At 70.8% G+C, this 26818-nt stretch carries 24 protein-coding genes; 10 read left to right on the top strand and 14 right to left on the bottom strand.

Annotated features, from left to right (window positions below):
- Genes HDA39_RS23630 through HDA39_RS23620 form a run of 3 tightly spaced genes read right to left on the bottom strand, consistent with a single transcriptional unit; the run spans window position 1 to window position 5250 of the window.
- A complete protein-coding gene (locus tag HDA39_RS23630) occupies window positions 1-2658 on the bottom strand; it encodes a hypothetical protein (protein WP_184798512.1) in 2658 nt (885 codons plus the stop codon).
- Window positions 2655-4418: an HSP90 family protein gene (locus HDA39_RS23625; protein ID WP_184798510.1), complete on the bottom strand. Its 1764-nt coding sequence runs from the start codon at window positions 4416-4418 to the stop codon at window positions 2655-2657. Before HDA39_RS23625 ends, HDA39_RS23630 begins: the two co-directional genes overlap by 4 nt.
- A 49-nt stretch (window positions 4419-4467) precedes the next feature.
- The gene (locus tag HDA39_RS23620) at window positions 4468-5250 is read right to left on the bottom strand and encodes a TetR/AcrR family transcriptional regulator (protein WP_184798507.1); all 783 of its coding nucleotides are present in this window, start codon (window positions 5248-5250) and stop codon (window positions 4468-4470) included.
- Between the two features lie 87 nt (window positions 5251-5337).
- Between HDA39_RS23620 and HDA39_RS23615 the strand changes: the two genes are divergently transcribed.
- Both HDA39_RS23615 and HDA39_RS23610 read left to right on the top strand, forming a co-directional pair.
- Window positions 5338-6177 carry an NmrA family NAD(P)-binding protein gene (locus HDA39_RS23615; protein WP_184798505.1) on the top strand — a complete coding sequence of 280 codons (840 nt, stop codon included), beginning with the start codon at window positions 5338-5340 and terminating at the stop codon, window positions 6175-6177.
- Window positions 6178-6214: 37 nt separating this feature from the next.
- On the top strand, window positions 6215-7351 hold the full coding sequence (locus HDA39_RS23610) for an Rv2578c family radical SAM protein (protein ID WP_184798503.1): 1137 nt from the start codon (window positions 6215-6217) through the stop codon (window positions 7349-7351).
- A 505-nt stretch (window positions 7352-7856) separates the two neighbouring features.
- Here HDA39_RS23610 and map read toward each other — a convergent pair.
- On the bottom strand, window positions 7857-8627 hold the full coding sequence (map, locus tag HDA39_RS23605) for a type I methionyl aminopeptidase (RefSeq protein ID WP_184798501.1): 771 nt from the start codon (window positions 8625-8627) through the stop codon (window positions 7857-7859).
- A 152-nt stretch (window positions 8628-8779) separates the two neighbouring features.
- On the opposite strand from map, the gene HDA39_RS23600 reads away from it, so the two are divergent.
- Together HDA39_RS23600 and HDA39_RS23595 are read left to right on the top strand one after the other, a co-directional pair.
- Window positions 8780-9892 carry a CapA family protein gene (locus HDA39_RS23600; protein ID WP_337925861.1) on the top strand — a complete coding sequence of 371 codons (1113 nt, stop codon included), beginning with the start codon at window positions 8780-8782 and terminating at the stop codon, window positions 9890-9892.
- A gap of 106 nt (window positions 9893-9998) precedes the next feature.
- Window positions 9999-10553 (top strand): rRNA adenine N-6-methyltransferase family protein, encoded by a 555-nt coding sequence (locus HDA39_RS23595; protein ID WP_184798499.1) that lies wholly within the window; start codon window positions 9999-10001, stop codon window positions 10551-10553.
- A 53-nt stretch (window positions 10554-10606) separates the two neighbouring features.
- On the opposite strand, the gene HDA39_RS23590 is transcribed toward HDA39_RS23595, so the two are convergent.
- The gene (locus HDA39_RS23590; RefSeq protein ID WP_184798497.1) at window positions 10607-12343 is read right to left on the bottom strand and encodes an ABC transporter ATP-binding protein; all 1737 of its coding nucleotides are present in this window, start codon (window positions 12341-12343) and stop codon (window positions 10607-10609) included.
- Window positions 12340-14061, bottom strand: coding sequence for an ABC transporter ATP-binding protein (locus HDA39_RS23585; protein ID WP_184798495.1), 1722 nt, complete (start codon window positions 14059-14061; stop codon window positions 12340-12342). The genes HDA39_RS23590 and HDA39_RS23585 overlap by 4 nt, the downstream gene beginning before the upstream one ends.
- Before the next feature lie 134 nt (window positions 14062-14195).
- Between HDA39_RS23585 and HDA39_RS23580 the strand changes: the two genes are divergently transcribed.
- Window positions 14196-15164 (top strand): glycerophosphodiester phosphodiesterase, encoded by a 969-nt coding sequence (locus HDA39_RS23580; RefSeq protein WP_184798493.1) that lies wholly within the window; start codon window positions 14196-14198, stop codon window positions 15162-15164.
- On the opposite strand, the gene HDA39_RS23575 is transcribed toward HDA39_RS23580, so the two are convergent.
- Both HDA39_RS23575 and HDA39_RS23570 read right to left on the bottom strand, forming a co-directional pair.
- Entirely contained in the window at window positions 15161-16426 is a 1266-nt protein-coding gene (locus tag HDA39_RS23575; protein WP_184798490.1) for a M48 family metalloprotease, read from the bottom strand. The genes HDA39_RS23580 and HDA39_RS23575 overlap by 4 nt on opposite strands.
- A gap of 142 nt (window positions 16427-16568) precedes the next feature.
- Window positions 16569-16898: a PspC domain-containing protein gene (locus tag HDA39_RS23570; RefSeq protein ID WP_184798488.1), complete on the bottom strand. Its 330-nt coding sequence runs from the start codon at window positions 16896-16898 to the stop codon at window positions 16569-16571.
- 143 nt (window positions 16899-17041) lie between these two features.
- Here HDA39_RS23570 and HDA39_RS23565 point away from each other — a divergent pair, with 143 nt between their 5' ends.
- Window positions 17042-17377 (top strand): MmcQ/YjbR family DNA-binding protein, encoded by a 336-nt coding sequence (locus HDA39_RS23565; protein ID WP_184798486.1) that lies wholly within the window; start codon window positions 17042-17044, stop codon window positions 17375-17377.
- Window positions 17378-17381: 4 nt separating this feature from the next.
- On the opposite strand, the gene HDA39_RS23560 is transcribed toward HDA39_RS23565, so the two are convergent.
- Window positions 17382-18308 carry a helix-turn-helix domain-containing protein gene (locus HDA39_RS23560; RefSeq protein ID WP_202893108.1) on the bottom strand — a complete coding sequence of 309 codons (927 nt, stop codon included), beginning with the start codon at window positions 18306-18308 and terminating at the stop codon, window positions 17382-17384.
- Between the two features lie 132 nt (window positions 18309-18440).
- Here HDA39_RS23560 and HDA39_RS23555 point away from each other — a divergent pair, with 132 nt between their 5' ends.
- Together HDA39_RS23555 and groL are read left to right on the top strand one after the other, a co-directional pair.
- Window positions 18441-18884, top strand: a complete 444-nt coding sequence (locus HDA39_RS23555) for a Rid family hydrolase (RefSeq protein ID WP_184798484.1) — start codon at window positions 18441-18443, stop codon at window positions 18882-18884.
- Window positions 18885-19106: 222 nt separating this feature from the next.
- Window positions 19107-20732 carry a chaperonin GroEL gene (gene groL, locus HDA39_RS23550; RefSeq protein WP_184798482.1) on the top strand — a complete coding sequence of 542 codons (1626 nt, stop codon included), beginning with the start codon at window positions 19107-19109 and terminating at the stop codon, window positions 20730-20732.
- Between the two features lie 344 nt (window positions 20733-21076).
- Here the strand turns inward: groL and HDA39_RS23545 are convergent, their stop codons facing one another.
- The 3 genes from HDA39_RS23545 to HDA39_RS23535 all read right to left on the bottom strand — a co-directional run bounded on the left by HDA39_RS23545 (window position 21077) and on the right by HDA39_RS23535 (window position 23091).
- Entirely contained in the window at window positions 21077-22042 is a 966-nt protein-coding gene (locus HDA39_RS23545) for a glycoside hydrolase family 6 protein (RefSeq protein ID WP_184798480.1), read from the bottom strand.
- 75 nt (window positions 22043-22117) lie between these two features.
- The gene (locus tag HDA39_RS23540) at window positions 22118-22630 is read right to left on the bottom strand and encodes a DinB family protein (RefSeq protein WP_184798478.1); all 513 of its coding nucleotides are present in this window, start codon (window positions 22628-22630) and stop codon (window positions 22118-22120) included.
- 32 nt (window positions 22631-22662) lie between these two features.
- Window positions 22663-23091, bottom strand: a complete 429-nt coding sequence (locus HDA39_RS23535) for a guanyl-specific ribonuclease (protein ID WP_184798476.1) — start codon at window positions 23089-23091, stop codon at window positions 22663-22665.
- A gap of 213 nt (window positions 23092-23304) precedes the next feature.
- On the opposite strand from HDA39_RS23535, the gene HDA39_RS23530 reads away from it, so the two are divergent.
- Entirely contained in the window at window positions 23305-24231 is a 927-nt protein-coding gene (locus HDA39_RS23530) for a GNAT family N-acetyltransferase (protein WP_184798474.1), read from the top strand.
- Between the two features lie 117 nt (window positions 24232-24348).
- Entirely contained in the window at window positions 24349-24801 is a 453-nt protein-coding gene (locus HDA39_RS23525) for a hypothetical protein (protein WP_184798472.1), read from the top strand.
- Window positions 24802-24811: 10 nt separating this feature from the next.
- On the opposite strand, the gene HDA39_RS23520 is transcribed toward HDA39_RS23525, so the two are convergent.
- Complete coding sequence (locus HDA39_RS23520) at window positions 24812-25540, bottom strand: FHA domain-containing protein (RefSeq protein WP_184798470.1); 729 nt, start codon at window positions 25538-25540, stop codon at window positions 24812-24814.
- Window positions 25537-26814, bottom strand: coding sequence for a vWA domain-containing protein (locus tag HDA39_RS23515; RefSeq protein ID WP_184798468.1), 1278 nt, complete (start codon window positions 26812-26814; stop codon window positions 25537-25539). The genes HDA39_RS23520 and HDA39_RS23515 overlap by 4 nt, the downstream gene beginning before the upstream one ends.
- Window positions 26815-26818: the final 4 nt, after the last annotated feature.

Below are 26818 nucleotides of genomic sequence, written 5' to 3'. Positions count from 1 at the left end.
TCAGGCCTCGCCCAGGAGCACCTCCAGTTGGTCCGCCTCTTGGTGGCGGTCCAGCTGGCGGAGGCGGTCGGCCAGGAGGTAGCCGGTGCGGAGGTAGTGGGGGTGGCTGGTGGGGAGGGTGGTGAAGATCTGCTGCAGGGCGGTCTCGTCGCTGGTGGCGTGCTCGGCGAGGATGAGTCGGGCGTTGAGGTGCTGCTCCTCGTAGCCGCCACGTTCGTACGCCTCCGCGGCGCGCGCGGCGTCGGCCACGAGGGTGGTGATGTCCCCCTGCTGCAGAGCCAGGATGGCTCGGTCCCAGTGGATTCCTGCTTGCTGGAAGAGCACCTGCTCGTCAGCTGACGGCAGCGACTCCAGTGCGGGCTCGGCGCGGTCCAGCAACTCGCGGACCTGGGCGAAGTCACCGGCGTAGCGCGCCGACTGTCCGGCAAGGCGCAGCGCCTGGACATACTCGAGCGGCTGCTCAGCGGCCTCGAAGTACGCCGCCGCGGCCACGAACACGTCCACGGCCTCCTTGTCGCGGTCGAGGCGTTCCAGCAGGTTTCCCTCGTCCTGCTTGGTCTGAGCGAGCCAGTACGGGTGCGCGTCAGCCGGCGCCTCGGCCAGCAGTGCCCGCGTCTGCACCAGCGCGGACTCCATCTCACCAAGCGCCCGGTAGGCATCAGCCAGTACGCCGCGGACGTCGCCGAGCAGACCGGCGAGCTCCGGGTCGCGTAGCGCGGGCAGCGCCTCTTCGGCGGTCTCAGCCGCCTCCAGCGGTCGGCCGCTGAACAGGTACGACTTGGCGAGCTCCAGCCGGCAGATCGTCAGGTGGACCTCGCTGTCCGGCATGCCGACCGCCAGGGCGATCGCTTCTTCCAGGTCCCCAACGGCCTCGGCGGGGCGCTGCAGAGCGAGCCGGATCCACCCACGCTGGCGGTAGGCGAACGAGCGCGGCATCTGCTCCCGGGTGGTGGTCCCAGCGCTGGCAGCCTCTTCGGCCTCTTCCAGCCGCTCCAGCTGCAGCAGCAGGTTGCACTGCAGGATCCCAGCACCCGACTGCAGGTCCGGGTCCGCATCCGGGCGAGTCCGGAGTACCGACAGCTCGGCCAGTGCCTCCTCACTGCGTCCGGCCTGAGCCAGCATCGTCGCCAGCGAGTACTGCCACCCGCCACGCCGTCGCGGCTCGTCCTCCTCGATCAGCTGCCGCAGCGGGGCCTCACCGGTCGCCAGGCCTTCGTCCAGCTGCCCGGCGTCGCACAGGACTCGGCCGATCCGTCCACGGTCACGCAGTACTCGGACGTCCTCGCCCAGCTCCGAGTAGAGGGTCAGGGCCTCCCGCCACGACTCCAGCGCGAGCTCGACGTCTTCGTTGTTGGAGGCAACCAATCCGCGCCCGTCGAGCACCCGGGCCCGGTCCAGCGGCGTACGGTCGCTCTCCGGCACCTCCTGCTCGAACGCCGCCCACGCAGCGATCGCCTCCGTACGACGGTCCGTCTGCCAACCCTCCTCGGCCCGGTCGAGCCAGACCTGGCCGCCGCCCTCCGGCAGCGGTGCCTCAGGCACGGCATGCGGCGCCGCCTGTGCCCGCTGGTGAGCCTTGCGGGCCGTCTCCGACAGCGGCAGGTAGTCGACCCACGGCTCAGCAGCCAGCACCGCCCGCACGTTCTCGCTCTGCCGCTTCGTCCCGTTCCGCTCGTCGAACTGCGCGGCCAGCGCCAGCGCCTGCTGGGCCAGCTCTTCCGCGAGGTCCGCCGCTGCCACGTCCTCGGTCGACTTGGGCCGGCGGATCCGCAGGTCGACGCGGCTCAGCGCGTGTGACGCGGCCGCCGCGAAGTCCATGGTGGCCAGCGGGCTGGGGGAGTCGTCCAGGTCCGGCAGGTGCCGCTCGATCAGCTCGACCGCGCGCGGCAGATTCCCGGTGCGCGCGCAGAAGCGGATGTGGTCGGAGTACGCGCTCAGCTCACCCGGCTGGTTGCGGAGGATCCGGTACGCCCGCCGGTGCGCGTCGACGGCTTCGGCGTACATGCCCTCGGCGACGTAGGCAGGCAGCAGTGTGGTCAGCATCTGCTGCGGCTGCTCGTTGCAGGTCAGCTGCCCGTCCAGTACGCCGACCGACAGCGCCACTGCCTCAGCGGTCTGCCCGGTGGTCGTCAGGTGGTGCACCTTGTGCGTTGGGTCGCAGCCGATGCAGTCCGACAGGTCGTCGCGCGGTGCGGTCGACCAGAGCCGGTACTGCTCGGCCGCCGTCTCGTCGTCACCGATGTGCGCGGCCACCTGCCAGCGGTGCTGGTGCACGGCGTGCGGACTGTGCCCGCCGACCTGCCAGCGCCGCTCCATGTCGTCCAGCACGGCGTACGTCCGGTCCAGCGGCACCTCGGGGAACTTGGTCAGCGTGTTCGGCGCGTACTTGAAGCACCACAGGAACAGGTGCGAGTGCTCCTGGTACTTGGCCGGGTCGGCGTCCCAGTCCGCCACGCAGCGCGCGAACGGCACCAGCGACTTCCGCGGCTCCCCACCCATCACGTACGCCGTGACCAGGTTGAGCCGGCTGAAAAACGCCAGCTCCTCGGATCCGGCGGCGTCGGCCCGCCGGACCACGTCCTCCAGCATCGCGGTACGCGCTTTGCCGTACGGCGTCTGCTGGGCCTGGTGCAGGCGGTCGACCAGGTCGTCGGTCATCGCGTCGGGTCCTCCGAAGTAGGAACGGCCTGGTCGAGCAGGCCGAGGAACGACCGGTTCACCAGCGCGGAATCCGCAGGGCCGATCGGGTGGTAGCCGAGCATCAGCGCGTGCCCGTACAGGCCTTCCACCGCCAGCTTGGCGAGCTCCGGGTCGGCCAGCGCGGCCATCCGTCGTACGAGCGGACTGCGGTGGTTCAGCACGAGCTGTGGACGGCTGTCGTCGTCGGTGTCGAGTGCGCCGAGCACCTCCGACCAGAGCGCGTCGGTGCGCTCCCTGGTGGCGCGCAGCTCGCTGGCGAACTGTGCTGACCGGTCGACCAAGTAGATGGCCGACAGCGAGGCCGGGTCGAAGGCCCGGACGACCACCTCGCAGCCGACCGAGTCCAGCGCCTCCTGGGCCAACTGGACGAACGGGCGCAGCTCCAGCTCGGTCTGCGGGTCCAGACCGTCGAAGCTGGTGCTCAGCTCGGTCGGGTCGAACCTGCTGGTGACCAGACCCGGTACGACGTCCGGCAGGCGGTTCAGCAGCTCCGCGTCGTACGTGTAGCCGGCGTTGACGATGGTCAGGTCCTGCGCCGAGGCGACCGCGGCGAGCTGGCGGAACTCCTCGATCGTTCCGACATACCGGATCGTGCCCTTGCGCTCCTGCAGCTCGGCCGCGGTCATCCGGCCGTGGTTGGTCTCGAAGCGGAGCCAGCGGTGCACCAGCCGCAGCATCTCGTCGTCGTGCAGCGCCAGGGCCTTCACCCCGAGCTGGTGGATCGCCAGGAAGCGGTCCAGCTTCTGCGGGTCGGTACTACCGAGCCGGACCAGCCAGCCACGCAACTGCTCGCCGAGCGCTTCTCTGGTGCTCTCCAGGTGGCCGTCGTCGAACAGGGCCTCCCGGCTCGCAGTAGGCCGCAGCTCGGACGTGTCGATCACCGCGCGGATGAAGAACGCCCAGTCCGGCAGCAGCCCTTCGACACCTTCGGCCAGCAGCATGCGCTTCAGGTAGACACGGTGGGTCGCCCGCTCGGCCGGGTTCGCCGCGAAAGGCAGGACGAAGGCAACGCCGGTCAGACCGGCGGCCGGGTTGTTCAGCGGGATCACGTCGAACGGCGTGAAGCCCAGGTGGTCCTGCGCGTAGCCGACCAGGTCGGCGCGGCCGTTGCCCTCCCAGGGCGCGACGCCGTCGGTGACCCGCTCGCCGTTGACCGTGATCTCCAACGGCAGCAGGGCTCCGAAGAGCTTGACCAGCTCGATCACGGTCGCGGCCTTGAACCACTGCTCGGCACCGCGGCGGGCGTGCAGCGTGACCGTCGTACCGACTGCTTCCCGGTCGGCCGTCTCGCTGATCGTGTAGCGGCCGTCCGCCGTACCGTTCCAGCGTGTGGTCGGCCCGTCGGCCGGCCGCGTCACCACCTCGATGTCGTCGGCCACCATGAACGCCGACAGCAGGCCGATCCCGAACTGCCCGAGGAACTCGGTCCGCGCGAACCCGATCTCGTCCCGCTTCGAGCTCCGCCCGATCGTCGCCAGCAGCTCCCGCACCTCGTCCGGCCACAGCCCGATCCCGGTGTCGCTGACACTCAGCCGCTGCCCGTCCACGACGATCCCGATCACCCCCGGTGCCGCCGCGTCGCCGGCCCGCCGCGCCGTCACGGCGTCCACGGCGTTCTGCAGCAGCTCCCGCAGGTAGACCCGCGGACTGCTGTACAGGTGATGACTCAGCAGGTCGACCACACCCTGCAGGTCCACCCGGAAGTTCTCGCTACCCATGGCCCCTCCGCCTCAAAGCTGCCCAAACGCTACGGCATGGGCGGTCCGGCTACGTGCCCGCGGCGATCCCGTCGAGGAGGTGGTCGAGGCCGAACCGGTAGGCGTCGGCCGTGACCTCGCGCGTACCGTCGCCGTACGCCGCGCCGCCGCCGGCGCCGTCGTTCCAGACCGCGGTCATCGAGGGGTAGCGGTCGACGTCGAAGTAGTTCTCCCAGAGGTCGCCGCGCTCGTGCCACCAGGCGTCGTGGGTCTGGCCGGTGGAGCGCTCGATCAGGTCGCTCTCGGCCGCGCCGCCGGCGGCCGAGTCGACGTACGTCGCGATCGCCAGCGCGGCGAGGTTCGCGCGCGCCGCCGGCAGGCCGAGGGCGAACATGGTGGACAACAGGTACTCGCGGGCGGCCAGCATGCCCGGGCCGACCGGCGGGCGGATCGTGGAGACGCGGCCCAGCCAGGGATGGCGGGAGTACATCGCGCGGGTCTCGTCGGAGTACAGCTCGACCTGCGCGCGCCAGTCGGCCGGGCGCTCGTCGGCGGGGCCGGGCAGGCGGCGTTCGAGCAGGACCTGATCGATCATCAGGTCGAGCAGTTCCTCCTTGGACGGCACGTAGGTGTAGAGCGTCATCGTGCCGACGCCGAGGGCCTTCGCGACGTTGCCCATCGAGGCGGCGGCGATGCCGCGCTCGTCGGCCAGCGCGACCGCGGTGTCGACCACGGTGTCCAGCTGCAGGGTCGGCTTGCGGCCGCGGGCTCTTTCCTGGGCCGGCTGGGTCTTCCGCCAGAGCAACGCGAGCGTGCGCGCGGCCGGACCGCCGCCGCTGTGCTGCACCGTCATGTCGCACCTCTTCCCGTCGCCGCATCCTATGAGGGGTGATTCTCGTATACCCTACGAGAATTGCTTCCGGGTTGGAGGGACTGGGGAATGACGATCTTGGTGACGGGTGCCACGGGCAGTGTCGGGCGGCTGCTGGTGGACGAGTTGGTGGCGGCGGGCGTTCGCGACGTCCGGGCGCTGACGAACCATCCGGCGAAGGCGGCGCTGCCGTCCGGCGTCGAGGTGGCTCGCGGCTACCTGGGCAGGCCGGCGACGCTGCCCGCGGCGCTCGACGGGGTCGATACGGTGTACCTCGCGCCGCTGCCGGCGTACGTCGACGAGTTCGTGACGGCGGCGCAGAAGGCCGGCGTACGGCGGGTGGTCGTGCTGTCGGGGGAGCCTGCCGAGTACGAGGCGATGGGGGAGGTGGAGAGCTGGCACTACTACAAGGTCGAGCGCGCGATCGAGGACGGCGGGTTCGAGTGGGTGCATCTGCGGCCCGGGCAGTTCATGAACAACACACTCGACTGGGCGCCGTCGATCAAGGCCGAGGGGGTGGTGCGCGGCCCGTACGCCGGGGCGGTGCAACTGCCGATCGACCTCGGTGACATCGCGGCGGTGGCGAGCGTCGTACTGCGGGACGAGAGCTACACCGGGCAGAAGCTCGCGATGAGCGGGCCGGAGCAGTTGACCCAGCCGCAGGAGGTCGCGCTGATCGGTGAGGCGCTGGGCCGGGAGCTGCGGTTCGTGGAGCTGACGCACGAGGAGGCCGTGGCGGCGTGGGCGCCGTTCATGGGCGCGGAGACGGCGGAGTGGTTGGTGGACGGGTTCCGGATGATGGCCGAGTACGCCGCCGAGCCGTCGCCGACGGTGCAGGAGGTGACCGGGCGGCCGGCCAAGCCCTACCGGGAGTGGGCGCGGGACAACGCGGCGGCGTTCCGGGAGTGATTTGAAAGCTGGGCGAACATGTGTTCGACTGTACTCCATGAGATGGGCGGGGCAGCAGCTCGACGCGGAGGCTCCCGGGACGTTGCCGGGGCTGGGCTCGATCGCGGGCCTGGTCCGGTCGGTGACCACGCCGGAGTTCCAGGGTGTGACGTTCCACGAGGTGCTCGCGCGCTCGGCGCTGAACTCGGTGCCGGGGTCGGGGCTGCCGTTCAACTGGACGGTCAATCCCTATCGCGGGTGCACCCACGCCTGCCGGTACTGCTTCGCCCGGCCGACGCATAAGTACCTCGAGCTGGACGAGGGCGACGACTTCGACCGGCAGATCGTGGTGAAGACGAACGTCGCCGACGTCCTGCGCAAGGAGCTGGCCCGGCCGTCGTGGGGTGGTGAACAAGTTGCCCTCGGCACCAATACGGATCCGTACCAGCGGGCCGAGGGGCGGTACCGGTTGCTGCCCAGGATCATCTCGGCCCTGGCGGAGTCCAGTACGCCGTTGTCGATCCTGACCAAGGGGACGCTGCTCCGCCGCGACCTGGGATTGCTGCAGGAGGCGGCGGAGCAGGTCCCGGTCGGGATCGGGGTCTCGCTGGCGTTGGCCGACGAGGAGCTGCGGCGTCGGCTGGAGCCTGGTGTGCCGTCGGTCCGGGGGCGGCTCGACCTGATCCGTGCTGTGCGCGAGGCGGAGTTGCCGTGCGGGGTGATGGTCGCGCCGGTGCTGCCGTGGTTGACCGACTCCGCTGAACACCTGGACTACTTGTTCGGCCAGCTCGCCGACGCCGGTGCGACTGGTGTCACCACGCTCCTGCTTCACCTGCGGCCTGGCGTCAAACCCTGGTTCATGAAGTGGCTGGCCGAGGACCACCCCGACCTGCTCAAACGCTACGAGTCCCTCTACGCCCACGGCCCCAACGCGGCCCCCAGCTACCGCAACGCCTTCGAGTCCAAGGTCCTCCCACTGCTGGAGAAGCACGGCTTCGGCACGTCGTCCCACCGCAACTCCCAGAACGTCGTCGAAGCCTCCGGCCAAGGCTCCCGCTCCGGCTGGGGCGAACCCACCACCCGCTTCCGCAGCCGCCGCAGCAGCCCAGCCCCCTTCAACACCTCCACCACCCGCCGGCACCCTGCTCCTGTACCAGCCGCAGCACCCGACCCCGCCCAACAACCGTTGTTCTAACGGTCGCCCCGCTGCCCACCCACACCAGCAGCCGCCGTTCCAGCCAGCCCACCCAAGCCGATTCTCGGCGCCCCCGCCCGCCCGGCCGGCCCCGCGCCCGGCTGCCCCCGCCCCACCCCGAGCCCCTCTGGTCCACTCCACAACCTTCCTTGTTCCCGGCCGGTGCGGCATCAGCCACCGGTGACGTCGTCGGCCGCATGGTCGCCACCGGTGCCCACTGGCGGTGCGCAGGGCGTCTGCGGCCACAGCCCCAGCGTGCGCCACCGTTTGCAGCCGCTGCCCGCGCCCGCACCAGCGGCTTGCTGCCGTCGCCACTGCCGTCCTCGGCGCCTTGGCATCACCCCGGGAGGTGTGGAGATGGTGCTGAAAGTCGTTGTCCGCAAGGGGTGACGCCGGTTCGTGGAGACTTCGTGTCCGCGCCAGCGAGTATCCGCAGGTGGGGTGGTGTGCCGACGGGTGACTTTGTGCACCCACCAGCTGGGATCCGAGTCGGTGGGCGGCCTGGCTAGTGGCGAAGGGTGAGGATTTCCGGACCGTCTTCCGTGATGGCGACCGTGTGTTCGGCGTGGGCTCCTCGGGTGCCGTCGGTGGAGCGGAGGGTCCAGCCGTCCTGGTCGATGACGTAGGTGGAGCCGGGGCCTTGCCAGAACCAGGGTTCGATGGCGAGGACGTGGCCGGGGCGGAGTTTGAGGCCTCGGCCGGGGCGGCCGCCGTTGGGGATGTGGGGTTCCTCGTGCATGCGGCGGCCGATGCCGTGGCCCCCGAAGTCGAGGTTGGTGCCGACGCCGGCCTCCAGGCCGACGGCGCCGATGGCCGCGCCGACGTCGCCCAGGCGAGCACCCGGTACGGCGGCCGCGATGCCGGCGGCGAGGGCTCGCTCGGTCGTGGCGATCAGTTCGAGATCCTCCGCCCGCGGCGTACCGACGACGAAGCTGGTGGCGGAGTCGGCGCACCAGCCGTCGATCGACGCGCCGCAGTCGACGTTGAGCAGGTCGCCGTCCTCCAGGCGCCGGTCGGTCGGCAGCCCGTGCAGCACGCCGTCGTTGACCGACGTACAGATCACCCCGCTGAACGGCAACGTCGCGAAGCCGGGCTGGTACCCGTCGAAGAGCGAGACCGCGCCGGCCGACCGCAGGACGTCGCGGGCGACCTCGTCCAGTTCGAGCAGGGAGACGCCGGCGGCCGCCGCCTTCTTCACCGTGGTGAGCGCCGACGCGACCACCTGCCCGGCCGCACCCATCGCCTCGATCTCGGCCGGCGTCTTCAGGTCCACCATCGGCTTGTTCATCCTCCACGGCATCGGGAACCCCACGGGATAGTTATACCGGGAATCAACCTTTTCACCGGTCACGTCGTCTGTCAGGTGTCCACCTTTTCCGGTGGAGACCTGGGGGCAAGGACATGTGTGGTTGGCGTCGGCTACTGGCGGTGGGGTTGCTGCTGGCTGTCGCCGGCGGCTGTGCGGATGTCCCGGGCGCCGAAGGCCCAGACAGTACGCCGACCGGCACCGGATCAGGCCCGGGCGCTCAACCGTCCAGCGTTCCGCAGGAGATCAGCCTGGTCGCGACCGGCGACGTCCTCCTGCACGAACGCCTCTGGACCACCGCCCGCCAGGACGGCCGCGACGGCCAGTGGGACTTCGCGCCTCTGCTCAGCGGCGTCAGGCCACTCGTCCAGAGCGCGGACCTCGCCGTCTGCCACCTGGAGACACCGATCGGTACGCCGTACTCCGGCTACCCGCTCTTCCAAGGCCCGCCGCAGATCGCCCCGGCGCTGAAGAAGACCGGGTACGACGCGTGCTCGACCGCCAGCAACCACAGCTTCGACAAAGGGGCCGCGGGCATCGATCGGACGCTGCGGACCCTCGACCAGGCCGGCCTGAAGCACGCCGGCACGGCCCGTACGCCGCAGGAGGCTGGGACGCCGACCATCGTGGACGTGAAGGGCGTCAAGGTCGCGCTGCTCAGCTACACCTACGGCTTCAACGGCATGCCGTACCCGAACGGCGAGACCTGGCGGGCCGGCAAGCTCGATCCGGCCCGGATCAAGGCGATGGCGCGTACGGCGCGCGACGCGGGCGCCCAGATCGTCGTGGTCAGCTGCCACTGGGGCGACGAGTACTCGAACGCCGTCAACCAGGACCAGCGCACGATCGCCGCGGATTTGCTTGCCGACAGCAACATCGACCTGATCCTCGGCCACCACGCGCACGTCGTCCAGCCGATCCAGCAGCTCCACGGCAAGTGGGTCGTCTACGGCCTCGGCAACCTGGTCGCCGCGCACCGGACCCCGAACGCGCCGAAGTCCGAAGGGCTGCTGGTCAAGTTCACCTTCCGGCGCGACGGCGACCGCTGGACCGCCGCGGCGCCGGAGTACGCGCCGCTGCTGGTGACCGACACGCTCCCGGTCCGCGTGCTCGACGTACGCCGGGAGCTCGCGAAGGCCGACCTGTCCGACGCCAAGCGCCGGCGGTTGGAGTTGGCCGAGCGCCGGACCACCGAGACGGTCGAGCAACTGACGCCGGCGCCGAAGGCGTTGTAGCTCGAAGCTGGTGAACGCCGGCCCAGAACCCCTAAAACCCTTTGAGCGCAGGGCGCCCGGCACTCTAGGGTCGGCCTCATGATTACGTACTTCGTGATGGTCCGTCGTGCCCGCCTCCGGGCAGGCGAGGGGTGCCTGGGGATGGCATCCGCTCGATAGTCGTTGGGCCCAACGCGTCGTCGACGCCGCCGGGGTTCGTCCCGGTGAGCTCGTCCTCGACGTAGGGGCCGGGCTCGGTGCGCTCACCGGACCGCTGGTGAAAGCCGGCGCCGACGTGATCGCGGTCGAGCTTCACTCCGGCCGGGCCGACAAACTGCTGCAGAGGTTCGGCCCGAAGATCAAGGTGATCCGGGTCGACGCCGCAGATCTGCGGTTGCCGACCCGGCCGTTCCGGGTGGTCTCGAGCCCGCCGTACGGGGTTTCCACCGCGTTGCTGAAGAGGTTGCTGGCCCCAGGTTCACGCCTGGTGTCGGCCGATCTCGTGCTGCAGCGGCAGGTGGTGAACCGGTGGGTCGAAGGCCGCGCTCCCGGAGCCGCGCGCTGGACCCGGCACTACGACGCTTCGATCGGAATTCGCCTTCCCCGCAAGGCTTTCACCCCACCGCCCCATGTCGACTCCGCCGTCCTGCGGCTCAACAGGCTCAGCAGGACCCGACGCTAGAAGGCCCGAACGGCCCGCTCTCTCGAGGGAGAAAGCGGGCCGTTCGTGGTTGTTCAGCCGTGCCAGGACTTCCACAGCGCCGCGTACGAACCGTCGCGAGCGACCAGCTCGTCATGACTGCCCAGCTCGCTGATCTTCCCGTCCTCGACCACCGCGACCCGGTCGGCGTCGTGCGCCGTGTAGAGCCGGTGGGCGATCGCGATCACCGTCCGCCCTTCCAGTACGGCGGCCAGCGAGCGCTCCATGTGCCGAGCGGCCCGTGGGTCGATCAGCGAGGTCGCCTCGTCCAGCACCAGCGTGTGCGGATCAGCCAGCACCAGGCGCGCCAGCGCCAGTTGCTGTGCCTGCGCCGGCGTCAGCGCGAACTGCCCCGAGCCGACCCGCGTGTCCAGGCCGTCCGGCAGCGCCTCGGTCCACTCGCGCGCATCCACGGCGTCGAGCGCCTCCAGCAGGGTCTCGTCGGAGGCGTCGGGTGACGCCATCGACAGGTTGTCCCGCAGGGTGCCGACGAACACGTGGTGCTCCTGGGTGACCAGCGCGACCTGCCGGCGCAGCTCGTCGAGCGGCAGGTCGGTCATCCCGACCCCACCGACACTGACCGAACCGGTCCGCGGCGGGTGGATGCCCGCGATCAGCCGCCCGAGCGTCGACTTGCCCGCGCCGGACGGTCCGACCATCGCGATCCGCTCGCCCGGCTGGACGGTCAGGTCCACGCCGTGCAGCACGTCGCGGCCGTCGACGTACGAGAACCGCACATCGCGAGCCTCGACCAGCTCACCGTCGGGCTCCTTGCCGGACGGCGTCCGGTCGTCCGGTACGTCGGTGATGCCGAGCAGACGGGCCAGCGCGGCGCCACCGGACTGCAGCTCGTCCATCCAGGAGATCAGCCGGTCGACCGGGTCGATCAGCTGGCTGGCGTAGAGCACCGCGGCCGTGACCGCGCCGAGCGAGACGTGGCCGTTGATGTGCAGCCAGCCGCCGAACAGCAGCGTGCCGACGACGGGCACCAGGTAGCCGACCTCGACCACGGGGAACCAGACCGTGCGCAGGAACAGCGTGTACCGCTCGGCGTCGTACGAGCCGCGGATGTCGCGGTCGCCCTGGCGCACGCGCGCCTCGTACCGCCGCAAGGCCTCGACGGTGCGCGCGCCCTCGACGGTCTCGGCCAGCGAGCTGGTCATCTGCGCGTACGCCGCGTTCTCGCGCAGGTACCCGTCCTTGGCGCGCCGCAGGTACCACTTGGTGCTGATCCACAGCACGGGGACCATCGCCAGCAGCGGCACCAGCACCCAGACGCCGACCAGCATCGCGGCCGCGACGGTGAACAGCACGGTGACGAACGCGATGATCGTCTCCGGTACGGCGAACCGCACGGTCCTCGACAGCGTGTCCACGTCGCGCGACGTCCGCGACAGCAGGTCTCCGGTGCCGGCCCGCTCGACCGTGCCGATCGGCAGCGCCAGCGCGTCGTCGACGAAGTCCTCCCGCAGCTCGGCCAGCACCTGCTCGCCGAGCGCGAACGACCGGTACCTGGCCCAACGGGTGAGCAGCGACTGCGCCACCACGAACACGGCGATCACCACGATCACCTTGTTGACGGCGGCGGCCGTCGTCCCGCGCTGGACGTCCTCGACCAGCTCACCGATCAGGCGGGGCGTGGCCAGGCCGGTGATTGCGGCCAGACCGTGCAGGCCGAGCGCGATCAGCAGAGCGCGCGGGTGCCGCCGGGCCAGCCGACGGGCGTGCCGGCGGACCTGTGCGGAGTCTGCGATGGGCAGAATCCGGTTCATGCGAGCACCTCCTCTTCCTCGGTCTGGCGGGTGACGGTCCGGCGGTACTGCGGTTCGGTCTCCAGCAGCTGCCGGTGCCGACCGGTCGCGACGACCCGGCCGGCGGCCACGAAGATCACCTCGTCGACCCGGTCGAGCAGCAGCGGGCTGGACGTCAGTACGACGGTGCTGCGGCCCGACCGGTGCTCCCGGAGCCGGGCGGCGATCCGGGCCTCGGTGTGCGCGTCCACCGCGGACGTCGGCTCCACCAGCACCAGCACCGACGGGTCGGCGAGCAGCGCGCGGACCAGGACGAGCCGCTGGCGCTGGCCGCCCGAGAACGACCGGCCCTTCTCCTCCACGTCCGCGTCGAGTCCGTCGGCCAGTGCGACCAGCACGTCCTCGGCCGACGCCGTCCGGATCGCTGCCATCAGCTCGTCGTCGGTCGTCCGGCCGGTCGGGTCCAGCTCCTCACGCAGTACGCCGGTGAACAGCTGGGACCCGGTGTCGCTGACCAGGATGCGCTGCCGGACGTCGGCCCGGGTGGCGCTGGCCAGCGTGACTCCGCCGTACCGGACCTCGCTGGTGTCGTCGTACCGGCCCAGGACGTCGGCGATGAGCGCGGCGCGCTCGGACTCGGCAGCGACGATCGCGGTGAGGCGGCCGTCCCGCACGCGGATGCCGGAGACCGGGTCGACCAGGTCGCCGCGGTCAGGCAGGCGGACCGGCTCGGCCGGGTCGGCGACGTCGGGCGTCAGCTCGAGCACGCGGATGATCCGGCGGCCGGCGACCAGCGCACGCATCAGCGAGTTGGCCATCTCGGTCGCCGTCCGCAGTGGCAGGACGAGGAAGGTCGCGTACCCGTAGAAGGCGACCAGGCTGCCCGCGCTCAGGTCGCCGCGGACGGCGAAGTGCGCGCCCAGGCCCACCACACTGACCACGAAGATGCCCGGCAGGAACACCTGCGCCGCGTCCAGCACGGACTGGATCCCGGCCACCTTCACCCCGGCGCCGCGGACCCGCTGCGACTCGGCGCGGTACCGCTTGGAGAAGGACTCCTCGCCGCCGATGCCGCGCAGCACGCGCAGTCCGGAGACGATGTCGGAGCCCAGCGAGTTCAGCTCGCCGACCGCCTCGCGCTGCGCGGACTGGCGCTGGTGCAGCGGGCGCAGCATCGGGCCGAGCGCGAACAACATCAGCGGGACGCCGATCAGCACCACCAGACCGAGCGTGGTCGAGGTGGACAGCAGGATGACCGCGACCACGACGAAGGCGACGATCGCGCCGCTGAACCGGGCCGAGATCTCCAGCAGGTTGCCGATGTAGGCCAGGTCGCCGGCGCCGATGCTGACCACCTCACCGGTGGCCAGGTTCTTCGGCAGGGTGGCGCCCAGGTCGGCCGACTTGCGGGTGACCACCTGGACCGTGCGGTAGGCGCCGCTCAGCCAGTTCGACACCGCGAACCGGTGCCGCATGATGCCGGCCAGCGCCTGCACCACGCCGACCACGAACAGCAGCGCCGTCCACTCCAGCAACCGCTCGGTGTCACCACCGGCGATGCCCTCGTCGATCGCCTGGCCGAGGATCGCCGGGACGAACGCCTGCGCGCCCATCCAGAGCATGCCGAAGGTCATCCCGCCCAGCAGCGTGGCCTTCTGGCCGCGGGCCACCCAGAGCAGGTAGCGCGCGGCGGAACGGTGATCCGGAGTGCCGGGGTCGGCGACAGGAAGCTGTTTCATAACCGTTTCAGGCTAGGCCTGGCCACCGACAAATTGCATGTGGTTTAACCGGCCCCCGTGACCTCGGCTGAGCTTCATCTTGCGTTGGGCAACCAGTTCCCGCGGGGCCACCTCGGGCGCCTGTCCTGGATCGCATGCTGGTCATCGCGCATCGGGGAGCGAGCGGGTACCGCCCGGAACACACGCCGGCGGCGTACCGCCTGGCCGCGGCGCTCGGCGCCGACTACCTGGAGCCGGACCTGGTCGCGACGCTGGACGGCGTCCTGGTGGCCCGGCACGAGAACGAGATCTCCGGTACGACGGACGTCGCGGAGCACGCGGTGTTCGCCGACCGCCGGATCACCAAGATCGTCGACGGCGAGGCCGTCACCGGCTGGTTCGTCGAGGACTTCACCTACGCCGAGCTGTGCACGCTGCGCGCCCGCGAGCGGATGCCCGCCCTGCGCGCGGCCAACACCGCGTACGACGGCCGCGAGGCGATCGCCACCTTCGACGACGTGGTCGCGCTGGCCCGGCAGGAGTCGGCCCGGCTGGGCCGCCCGATCGGGGTGATCCCGGAGATCAAGCACCCGGCGTACTTCCGCCGGCTCGGGCTGCCGCTGGAGGAGTTGCTGGCCGAACGGCTGAGCGCGCTTGGCGTCCGGCGGGACGAGGCGATGGTGCAGTCGTTCGAGCCGACCAGCCTGCGCCGCCTGGCCGTGATGACGGACGTCCCGCTGGTCCAGCTGGTCGACTCCGAGGGCACCCCGAACGACTTCCTGCGCTTCGGCGACGACCGGACCTTCACCGACCTGACCGCACCGGCCGGGCTGCGCGAGATCTCGACGTACGCCGAGGTGCTGGCGCCGCACAAGGACCTGGTCATCCCGCGCCGCTCCGACGGCGCTCTGGGCGAGCCGACCCAGCTGGTCGGCCAGGCGCACCGCGCCGGCCTGAAGGTCCAGGTGTGGACCTTCCGCGCCGAGCGCCGCTTCCTGCCGACGGGTCTGGACCTGGCGGCCGAGCTGAGGGCCTTCGCCGCCACCGGCATCGACGGCGTCTTCGCCGACCACCCCGACATCGCCGTAGCCACCATGACGCGCCGCGCGACCCTGAAGGTCTAGAGCGAGGCCCGCAGGTCCTTCAGCACCCGCTCGGCAGCAGGCGCCAGCTCGCGGTCGATGGCGTGGTTGTCGTTCAGCCCCAGGACGACGCGGGCGCTGGTGGCCGGGCGGGCGCGGATCAGCTTGGTCCGCAGGTACGTCGGCGGGTGGCTGGAGTCGGTCCGGGTCTCGCGCAGCCGGCTGACCCGCAGCCGCCGCTCGATCTCCCGCTGCGGCGTCTCGGCCACAGCACGCCGTACGGCTTCCAGCGGCGGCAGGTCCTTCTCGAAGCGCAGGGCTCGCTCCAGCGCCCGGTACGACGAGTCGGCGAGCAGGGTCCGCTCCAGCGCCCAGGCGGCGGCCTCGGAGCCCGCTACCTCACCGGACGTGCGGTCGGCCAGGTACTCCGCCCGCTGGTTGCCCCGCAGGCTCACCCGGTCCAGCAGCCAGGCATAGCTCCGGATGATCGGCCCGACGATGCTGTTGATGATCCTGGTGAGGTGACCGACCGAGGTGTCGGTGTCCATCGCGTGGGCCGCGTCCAGCTTGTACTCGTCGTACGGCTGCTCGGTGAACGCGTCTTCCAGGTGCTCCAGCACCGACTCGGCCGCACCGACCACCCAGCCGTGCCGGGCGTCGCCGTTCTTGCCGTGGCCGAGCTCGTGGGCCAGCACGGCCACCCGCTCCTGCGGGCGCAGCCCGGTCCAGAGCGGCAGGCCGAGCCCGACGACCGGGCGGAATCGCCAACCGACCCGGAGGAAGCAGACGTTCGGCTCGGCGTCCAGGGCGACCGCGGCGACCCGCGGAGTGCCGATGGTCGCGGCGATCTCGTCCAGCAGCCGGAACAGCACCGGTGCGTCCTCGCGGAGGACCAACTGCGCCTCGGGATCGAGGTGGGCAGCGCGGGGGCGCAGCATCAGGCCGATCCCGATGGCGATCGCTGCGAGGGGGATGCTCAGCCAGAGCGGGCGGTAGAAGACCAGCAGGGCTACTCCGCCGGCCAGGGCCACCAGCGGTAGGAGCAGTAGGGCGGCCGACAGCAGGTACGCCGCCACACGCGCTGCGTCCCAGCCGGGGCGGTGGACCCGGCCGTTCTCCAGCTCGCGGTAGAGGGTGTCGGCCAGCTGGTGCTCGAGCTTGAGGCGCCAGGCCGGAGACCTACGGTCGGGCGCGGTCGGGTCGACGTTCCAGTCGCACTGGTCGCACCAGGTCACGTACCCGGGGTCGACACGGATCTGCTGGGCGCACTGCGGACAGCGGGTGACGCCGGCGTCGGTCTGCACGGCAGCAGTCTGGCAGTGGAACCAGGGTTCTTGGTGGAGCGTGGCCAGGGACGTCGAAGCCCGGGCTGCGGGGCAGCCCGGGCGGTTGACGGCACCGCGTTCCCACGCGCGGTAGAGAAGAGGTGTTGTCAGTGCAGCTGGGTCAGGCGGCCGGCGGCTTGTCGTCGTAGATGCGGGCGGCGATGTCGCCCTCCGGCGTGGTCTGCTGCTGCGGCTGGTGGTTCTGCTGCGCGCTCTGCCAGACGGCCTTGCCGTCGGACTCCGGCATCACGACCCAGGCGATCACGTACCCGATCAGCGCGGTGCCACCGGTGAGCAGGGTCAGCGCGACGATGCCCAGGCGGACCAGGGTGGCGTCGATGTTCAGGTACTCCGCGATGCCGCCGGAGACACCGGACAGCATCCGCTGGTCGCGCGAACGGCGGAGGGTCTTGCCGGACAGGTTCTGGAAGGGTGCGGTGTTGTTCGTCATGTCCACAACTGTGCCGTCCGCGGACCCTCCCGCACATCAGGATCGGTACCGACCGGCCCCTGACCCGACCCCTGGATCCCTGGTCGCACGCCCCTGACGACTTGTGGACCGAAACTGTCCGAGGCGGCGGTTAGCGTGAGTGGATGGACGCGGAAGCGGTGCAGAAACTGGTGCTGCGGTTACCAGGGGCGGAGGAGCACGAGGGCTGGGCGGGGCAGCCGGCCTTCAAGGTGCGCAAGAAGGGTTTCGCATACCTGTCGGAGGACGAGTCGAGGCTGTTCGTGAAGGCCTTCCGCGAGGAGCAGCAGGCGATGATCGCCGAGAACCCGGAGGTCTACGCGTCCTGGTGGGAGTCCGGCCGCTTCGGCTGGCTGGCGATCACCCTGGAGCTCGCCGACGACCAGGAGGTCGAGGAAGTGCTCACCGAGGCCTGGCGCCTGAACGCCCCGAAGTACCTGATCGCCCAGTGGGACGAGTGAGCGGTCACCCCGCCGCGGTCGGCTGGCTCCGCGCGGCCGCCCGCCGGTAGGCACTCGGCGTCGTACCGACCTCGCGCCGGAAGACCGTCCGGAAGCTCGCCGCGGTCCCGAAGCCGGTCGCGGAGGCGATCCGCTCGACCGACCAGTCCGACTCCTCCAGCAGCCGCCTGGCACCGAGCACGCGCTGCGTCGAGACCCAGCGCATCGGCGACTGCCCGGTCTCGGCCTCGAAGTGCCGGATGAACGTACGCCGTGGCAGGTGGCTGCGATCGGCCAGCTGCTGCACGGTGATCGGCTCACCGAGGTTCTCCAGGACCCACAGACGAGTGGGGGACAGGTCGGACCGCGCCGGAGCCAGTACGCCGAACCGCTGCCGGTGGTCGGCACTCCGGACCGGCGCCGCGACCACCCCCTGCCCGGCCGCGTGGGCGGCTGCCGCGCCGAAGTCGGACCGGATCAGGTGCAGGCACGCGTCGATCGCCGCGCCACCGCCCGCCGAGGTGAGGAGCAGGCCGTCCTCGACGAACAGCTGGTCGCCCAGCACGTTCACCGCCGGGTGGAGCGCCCGCAGCGAGTCGACGTACTGCCAGTGGGTAGAGGCGTCGCGGCCGTCCAGCACACCGCTGGAGGCCAGGGCGAACGTGCCGGTGCAGATGCCGACCAGCCGGGCGCCGCGCCCGGCCGTGGCCCGCAGCAGCTCCAGGTACTCCGCCGGTAGCGGGAGCTCCGGGTGGTCGTACCCGGGCACGACCACGATGTCCGCCGTCGCGGCCGCCGCCAGCGGAGCTGCCGGCCGGAGCGCGGACCCGGGAACGTCGCTCTCGCCGCACAGCAGCACGTCGTACCCGTCCTGTTTGCCGAGCAGGTACGCCGGGATGGTGACGTCCAGGTCGATCACCCGGGGCACGACCAGGATGGCGACGCTCAGCACGGGTCCTCCTCGGCGACGGCACGACGGGTGGCACGAACGGTGCCGTCTTTGGCACGGCCGCAGCTGGTGGCCGGCGGCCCGGCTTCCTAGGTTGATTGAACCTTAATCTTCCAGACCAAGGAGTGATCGCGGATGACGGTACGGGTGGAGAACCTCGGGGCGCCGTGGGAGCACGACTACGGCTACGTCCAGGCGCTCCGGCGCGGCGACACGATCTACGTGTCCGGCCAGCTGTCCCACGACGGCGCGGACCTGGTCGCGCCCGCGCCGGTCGACGAGAGCGGCGCGGTGACCGACTTCTCGGCGATGGGCGACCAGCTCCGCCGGACCTACGTGAACGCCGAGGAGTTGCTGAAGCGCTTCGGTGCCTCGCTCGACGACGTGGTCGAGGAGGTCGTCTACGTGCTCGACGTCGACGCCGCCATGGCGGTCGCCGGGGAGGTCCGCAAGGCGGCGTACCGCAGGGAGGACCCGCAGGTCGCCAGCACCATCGTGGGTGTCGCTCGGCTTGCGTTCCCGCGGCAGTTGGTGGAGGTCAAGTTCGTCGCGAAGGTGCCCGGTACGACGACCGCGTGAGGCGGGCGCTGGCTTGCACTCGGTGGGGTCGAGTGCTAATACTTGGTTAGCACTCAGTGGGCGAGAGTGATAACGCTCGTGCCTGCTGGGAGCTGTTAGATGACGGCCTCGATGAGGTGCCGGAGTCAGGCGGGACGTGACCGCGACGACCTCGGTGCCGTCCGTCGCGGGCATCGGGCCGGCTGAACCACCAGAAACTCGACGCGGGAGGACTCGCGGAGAATGCCCAAGCTGATTTCTTTCAACGAAGAGGCGCGCCGCGGCCTCGAGCGGGGAATGAACACCCTCGCCGACGCCGTCAAGGTGACGCTTGGCCCGAAGGGCCGCAACGTCGTCCTGGAGAAGAAGTGGGGCGCCCCCACGATCACCAACGACGGCGTCTCGATCGCCAAGGAGATCGAGCTCGAGGACCCGTACGAGAAGATCGGGGCCGAGCTCGTCAAGGAAGTTGCCAAGAAGACCGACGACGTCGCGGGTGACGGCACCACCACCGCGACCGTGCTGGCCCAGGCGCTCGTGCGCGAGGGTCTGCGCAACGTCGCCGCCGGCGCCAACCCGATGGGCCTGAAGAAGGGCATCGAGAAGGCGACCGAGGCCGTCAGCGAGCAGCTGCTCGCGCTGGCCAAGCCGGTCGAGACCCGCGAGCAGATCGCGGCCACCGCCTCGATCTCGGCGGCGGACACCCAGGTCGGCCAGATCATCGCCGAGGCGATGGACAAGGTCGGCAAGGAAGGTGTCATCACCGTCGAGGAGAGCAACACCTTCGGTCTGGAGCTCGAGCTCACCGAGGGCATGCGCTTCGACAAGGGCTACATCTCGCCGTACTTCGTGACCGACACCGAGCGGATGGAAGCGGTCCTCGACGACCCGTACATCCTCGTGGTGAACAGCAAGATCTCCAGCATCAAGGACCTCGTCCCGGTGCTCGAGAAGGTCATGCAGACCGGCAAGCCGCTGGCGATCATCGCCGAGGACCTCGAGGGCGAGGCGCTGGCGACCCTGGTCGTGAACAAGATCAAGGGCACCTTCAAGACCGTCGCCGTCAAGGCGCCGGGCTTCGGTGACCGCCGCAAGGCCATGCTCGGTGACATCGCCATCCTCACCGGTGGTCAGGTCATCTCCGAGGAGGTCGGCCTCAAGCTCGACACCGTGGACCTGGAGCTGCTCGGCCAGGCCCGCAAGGTCGTCGTCACCAAGGACGAGACCACCATCGTCGAGGGCGTCGGCGACGCCGACTCGATCCAGGGCCGGGTCAACCAGATCCGCGCCGAGATCGAGAAGTCGGACTCCGACTACGACCGCGAGAAGCTGCAGGAGCGGCTGGCCAAGCTGGCCGGCGGCGTCGCGGTGATCAAGGTCGGCGCGGCCACCGAGGTCGAGCTGAAGGAGCGCAAGCACCGCATCGAGGACGCCGTGCGCAACGCGAAGGCGGCCGTCGAGGAGGGCATCGTCGCCGGAGGTGGCGTCGCGCTGCTGCAGGCGTCGGTGATCGCGTTCGAGAAGCTGGAGCTCGAGGGTGACGAGGCGACCGGTGCCGCGATCGTGCGGTCGGCCGTCGAGGCCCCGCTCAAGCAGATCGCCGTCAACGCCGGCCTCGAGGGTGGCGTCGTGGTGGAGAAGGTCCGCAACCTCGAGCCGGGTCACGGCCTGAACGCCGCGACCGGTGAGTACGTCGACCTGATCAAGACCGGGATCATCGACCCGGCCAAGGTCACCCGCTCGGCGCTGCAGAACGCGGCCTCGATCGCGGCTCTGTTCCTCACCACCGAGGCAGTCATCGCCGACAAGCCGGAGAAGGCCTCGGCCGCTCCGGGCGGCGCGCCCGACATGGGCGGCATGGACTTCTGATCTCCGGAAGTTCCCAGTAGTACCTGCAGTACGAAGCGGTCCCGGGTCCCAGCCCGGGACCGCTTTCGCGTTCCCGGGAGAAGAGCACATGCGAACGCGGTGGGGAAGGGAAGGAAGGCGGGGGAGGGGGGAGCGGTCCCGGGTCCCAGCCCGGGATCGCTTTGCTGTGTCCCCGCCCGCTCGGTGGGGAAAGGAAGCGGGGCGCGTCGTCCGTAGCGTCCGAAGAACCCGCATGCGTCCGAAGGGACGTGCGCTATAGCCTCGGGTTCTTCGGACGCAACGAGATTCTTCGGACGCTACGGGCTCGCTGGGCGGGGACGGCTGCTGGGGCTGGACGGCTGTGGTCAGCCGGTGATCAGGCTCTTGGCCAGGGCCGGGGAGAACGTGCCGGCGGGGATGCCCGCGCCGATGCCGCAGTCGCCGTCGGAGTCGCCGGGGACCTTGAGCCACAGGAGCAGGTCGAGGGTCTGCGAGAGGTGATTGCCGTTGCGGGAGGTCTCGCCGAGTTTCCGGCCGGCCGGGTTGCACCACTCGCCGTTGGAGCCGTTGCCGTTGCGGCTGGTGTCGACGACGAACTGCGCGGTGCTGCCGAGCGCACCGCGGATCGCGTTGCCCTTGGCCACCGAGTCGGCGGTCTTGTAGTAGTTCGACGTGTTCAGCGCGAAGCCCCGGATCTTGCCGACCTCCACCAGCTTCAGCCGCCGCGCCATCTCGGCCGCGTCGATCCAGGTCGCGTTGCCGCCGTCCATGTAGGCCCAGGTGTTCGGCGCCTTCGCGGCGAGTTCGTTGACGGCGTACTTGAGCAGATCGGTCCGGGTCTTCTTCTCCGCGGCCGGGACGCAGTCGAGCTGCGCGAGCGCGTCCGGCTCGATCACGACCACGGCCGGGCGGTTGCCGATCCCGGCGGCGAACGCGCTGATCCAGGTCCGGTACGCCGCCGGCGACCCGGCGCCACCGCCGGAGTGACTGCCGCAGTCGCGCCCCGGGATGTTGTACGCGACCAGGATCGGCAGCTTGTCGGCGGCGTCCGCGGCCGACGTGTACGCCGTGACGGCGGCCTTGATGTCGCCGGACCAGTTCCCGAACCAGCGCCCGCCCGCCTGCTCGGCGATCCGGCCGCGGATCAGCGCGGCGTCCGGGTGCGACGGGTTGGTGCGCGCCCAGACGGCGGGGTTCGACCCGGGGTCGACGTAGAAGCCGCTGGTCATCGAGACCGGGTCGCCGGCGGCGTTGCCCAGGGCAACCGAACCGGAGGTGGACAGGGCGGCGGTGACGAGCACTGTGGACAAGACGGTGCGCAGGCGGGCCATGGAGGTCCTTCCGTGAGGGGCGGTCACGGCGAGAGTAGAGGGATCAGGACACCCTTGTCCCAGTGGACAACCGGGTCAGCCCTGGGCCGCACGCAGCAGTCGCAGCTGCCCGATCTCGGCGGCGTTCTTCATCAGCTCGGCGTTCACCCACCCGTACAGGTCGGCCACGGTGCGGCCCGCTTCCGGCGGCCAGGGAAAGGCCACCGGAAGCGCGAGCCGCGAGGAGTCCTCCAGTACGACGGACCACTCGTCGCGCAGGTGGTGCATCCAGTCGCGGGTGCCGAGCAGGGTGCCCGGCCACGGGACGTCGGTGCGGTCCGGCGGCACGGTCTGGCGGGCGTGGGCCAGCGCGGTGGTCCACCACCAGCCGATGTGCCAGGTCAGCCAGCCGGCCGTCGGCACCGGGATCGGGTCGAGCTCCTGGTCGGCCCAGTCCGGCCGCCAGACCCCGGCCGCGTCCGGCCGGACGGTCCAGTTCAGCCCGGCCGGCTCCCAGAGCAGGTCCTCCGGGACCAGCCGGTCCAGGTGGTACTCGAACAGGGACCAGGTCAGCTCGAACTGCCCGCGCAAGACACCCGTGATCGTCATCGGGAGATTCTCTCAAAGAGCGCAGACAAACCTCAGGCGTTTTCGTCCACGATGCAGAACGAGGCGTAGTGGTCGGCGGTGTAGTAGACGAAGGCCGGGTCGGTGGTCGTGCCGCCGCCGATCAGCCGGCGGGCGCCGCGGTCGGGAGAACCCGGCGTCTTCACGGTGTACTCGTGGTAGCAGGGTGTGCCTGACGACTCGTCCGGCAGGATGCCCTCCCGGTTCTGGAAGACGGTGCCGTCCTGGTCGTACGGGAACGGCCCGCCGGAGTGGATCAGGTCGAGCGTGTCGGACGCTTCGCCGGGCAGCGAGCTCAGATCGCACGAAGGGATCGCGGCGAGCTGCGGTACGGCGTACAGGGTGGTGGGGGCGGGAGCCGCGGTGGCGGTGCTGAAGCCCAGCAGGACTGAGGCGAGCACGGCGACGACGGCGCTGAGGACCTTCACGGAGGAGGTTCGCATGGGCTGGAGGCTTCCCGGTCCAACCGGCCGTCGTACATCCCAGCTGTGGTTAACCGGTGGACTATGACCCCGGCCGGGTCCTAGTGTTCTGGCTGCGAGAACGACTCGAGCGAAAGGAGCGACCGATGACCACTCTTCTGTGTTCCACGGCGCGTCCGGTCCACTCGTCCAGCTCGCACTGAGCGGAGCCCGCGCCTCTTTTCCGGAGGTACCGTGACCATCCGCACCATCGTCGAGTCCGATCTCGACAGCATTCACACGCTGATCGCCGACCAGTCGATCAACACCGTCACCCGCGAGCGGTACGACGAGTACGTCGGCGTCGGCTACTACCGCGACAACTGGACCTGGGTCGTCGAGCAGGACGGCCGGATCGTGGCCCTCGCCGTCTGGTGGGGCATGCCGCAGTTCGACCACCCGTTCAGCATCGACGGCCTGTACTACGCCGGCGACGGCGATCCCGTCCCGGTCTGGGCCGAGCTGATCCGGCACGGCCTGGAGTCGATACCGGCCGGCGCCGAGGAGCCGGAGTACCACCTCTTCGTGCCGAACGGCTGGCGCGAGCAGCCCGAGATCGTCGCCGCCCTGGAGCCCCGGCTCGCGGCGGCCGCGCAGGCGGGCCTGTCCGAGGTGACCGAGCGCCTGCGGTACGAGTGGCTCCCGTCGTACGGGCTGCCGGCGCGGTCGACACGGCTGCGCTTCGAGCCGGCCGACGACGACGCGTTCCTCGACGTCTTCGTCCGGGTGATCGAGGGCAGCCTCGACGCGTCCACCGCCCGGGCGGTGGCGAAGGGCGGCGCCGAGGCGTCGGCCAAGGAGGACCTGGCGATCTACCAGGAGATGCCGGGCGAGCGGGACTGGTGGCGTCTCGCGTACGACGACGCGCTGGTCGGCTTCATCCTTCCGTCGGCCAACAACGGCGGCCCGGTGATCGGGTACGTCGGCGTCCTGCCCGAGCACCGCGGGCACGGCTACAGCGACGACCTGCTCGCCGAGGGCACGCACCTGCTCGTCGAGACCGGGGCCGAGCGGATCCGCGCCGACACCGATCTGACCAACCGCCCGATGGCCGCGAGCTTCGAGCGGCAGGGCTACCGCAACCACGCGGTCCGGATGGTCGCCAGCTACCCGATCGCCTAGGTCCGACTGCCCCTCGGAAAAGTTGTTCCGAGGGGCAGACGCCCGGGCGGGCGCGCCCTATGCTCCCTGACATGTCAGAGACCTTCGGGTCTGATCGGGCGGGGTTGAGGGTGGACGATGCGCGACATCGCGCTGATTCTGCACGTGGCGACGGGGGCACTCGCGGTCGTGATCGGGCCGTTCGCGATCGTGGTCACGTTGCGGCGCAAGGGGCTCAACTGGGTCGGCGAGGTCTACCACTGGCTGATCGCGCTGGTCTGCCTCTCGGCGCTGGTGATGGTCCCGTACGACTGGGCGCGGCTGTGGATGTTCTGGCCGATCTCGCTGGCGTCGTACCTGTTCGTGTACCTCGGCCAGCGCTCGGCCGAGTCGCCGGGCGGCCTGTGGTACCGCGGCGTCCTGCGCGGGTACGGCGGCGGCTGGATCGCTTTGTGGACAGCGATCCTGGTGGTCAGCGTCGCCGGCCACCCCTGGACCTGGGCGCTACCGATCGTCCTCGGCACCGCCCTGATCGAGTGGCTGTGCTTCCGCCCCGCGGTCGCGTGGACCCGCGTCCAGGGCGGAAGCTAGGAGACCCGCCCTAGGCTTGGCCGGCCTGCTCCTCCGGGGTGGCCTTGCGGACGACCAGACGGGTCCAGGCGCCGACGTAGATGCGGTCGTCGGCGTCGAGTTCGCGGCGCTGGCCCGGCGGGACCGGGTCCTCGGGCAGCGGGCCCGAGGCCGGGCCGACGAAGGTGCCGTTGGAGGACTGGAGGTCCTCGACCCACCAGCGCTGGCCGTCGGTGGTCAGCTGGGCCTGACGACGGCTGACGCCGGTGTCGTCACCACAGTCGACCTCGGGGCTGATCCCACGGCTACGCGACGGCCGTCCGACCAGCACGCTCTTCTCGGTCAGCGGTACGACGACCGGCAGGCCCGGGGACGGGCACGGGTCGTCGCTCTGCTGGACGGCGTACCAGTCCGGGTCGACCCAGCGCTCGACGACCCACTCCGCGACCTCCTGCGGAGCAGGCGGCAACGGCGGCTGTGCCGTACTGGGCCCGAGGTCCAGCGACGAGGCCGGGCGGGGCATCGTGCCGGTGGTGAAGTCGTAGCCGCAGGACTCGCAGAACAGCGCGTCCACGGCAGCCGACTCGCTGCAGTTCGGACAGGCCTGGGTCGTCGGAGCCGCCGGAGCAGGCGCCGCGACTGCCGGAGCCGGTACGGCGGCCGCAGCCGGTGTGGCCGCTGCTCCGATCGGCAGTCCGCAGACGTCGCAGTAGTCGGTCGAGGTGGACGGGTGCCCGCTCGGGCACGTCACTGCGCTCATTTCTTCACCCGGGTCGTCTTGGTGGAGGCCGTGTCGAGAGCCATCTCGTCCACCTTCTCGACCGTGCGCTTGAGCCGCACGGTGCCGGTGTCCTGGTCGTCGATGTCGACCACCTTGCGCAGCCGCGAGGTGGCCTCCTCGTTGCCGGTCTGGGCCGCCAGCTGGACGGCCCGGCCGAGCTTGGTGGTCGCGGTCGCGGTGTCGCCGGCCGCCTTCGCCGCCAGGCCTTCCTGGATCGCGTCGGCCAGCTCGGTCTGCCCGGTGTAGTGGGCGACCTCCGGGCTGATCCGGGTGGTCAGGGCCTCGTCGGCCGACCACAGCGCCTTCACCAGGCCCTGGGCGAGTACCTGGTCACCGATCGCCAGCTGGACCCGGGCGGCGAGCTGCTCCTGCCCGATGCCCTTGGCCGCGAGCCGTACGGCGACGTGGTAGTCGCGGGACTCGTCACCCCACGAGCCGGTCGGGTAGGAGCTGGTCAGCGCGTTCACCTCGGTCCGCCGACCGGTCAGGTCGTCCACGGTCGGCGCGACCTGGCGGACGAACAGCACCTGCGCGCCCTGCGGCGCCCAGACCCGCAGGTCCGCGGCGGCGACGCCTTTGCTCATCGCCTGCTGGATCAGCTTCTGGAACTCGGCCGCCAACTGCTCCGGCGCCGGGATGATGTCGACCGTGCCGAGCAGGGCCGTGGCGATCCGGCGGACCTCGTCGACCTGCCAGGCCACGCCGACCCCGCGGCAGTCGCACTGGAACTGGCCGGTGACCGCCTCGATCGTCGCGGTCAGCACCTCCGGCGACTCGTGCTGGTTCTCGCCGTCGGTGAGCAGGATCGCGTGCTTCTGCGACAGCGACGGCACGGTCGCGAAGACCCGCGCGGCCAGCCGCAGCCAGGTGCCCATCGCGGTCCCGCCGTCGGCGTAGAACCGGGACACGGCCTCCTTGGCGGCCTGCCGGGTGTAGGCGTCCATCCGGACCATCACCGGCTCGGCCGACGGCGGGAACGCCAGCTGGGCCCGGTCGTTGCCGGAGATCACCGCGAACCAGACCCCGTCGAGGATCTGGTCGATCGCGGTCTGGGCGGCGTACGCCGCGGCCCGGACGCCCTCGGCGCCCATCGAGCCCGACGTGTCGACGATGATGATCTCGCCGACGTCACCGCCGCCGGACTGGCCCGCGGTACCGGCGCCGGCGCAGTCGACCGTGACGATCGCGTGCACGTCGGTGCCGCCGTCGGGCAGGAACTCGTTCTGGTAGACGGTGGCGGAGAACTCGGCCATCTCG

The sequence above is a fragment of the Kribbella italica genome, assembly GCF_014205135.1.
Taxonomy (GTDB): Bacteria; Actinomycetota; Actinomycetes; order Propionibacteriales; family Kribbellaceae; genus Kribbella; species Kribbella italica.
Note: the sequence above shows the minus strand (reverse complement) of the source record. Positions and strands in the feature narration are given on the sequence as shown.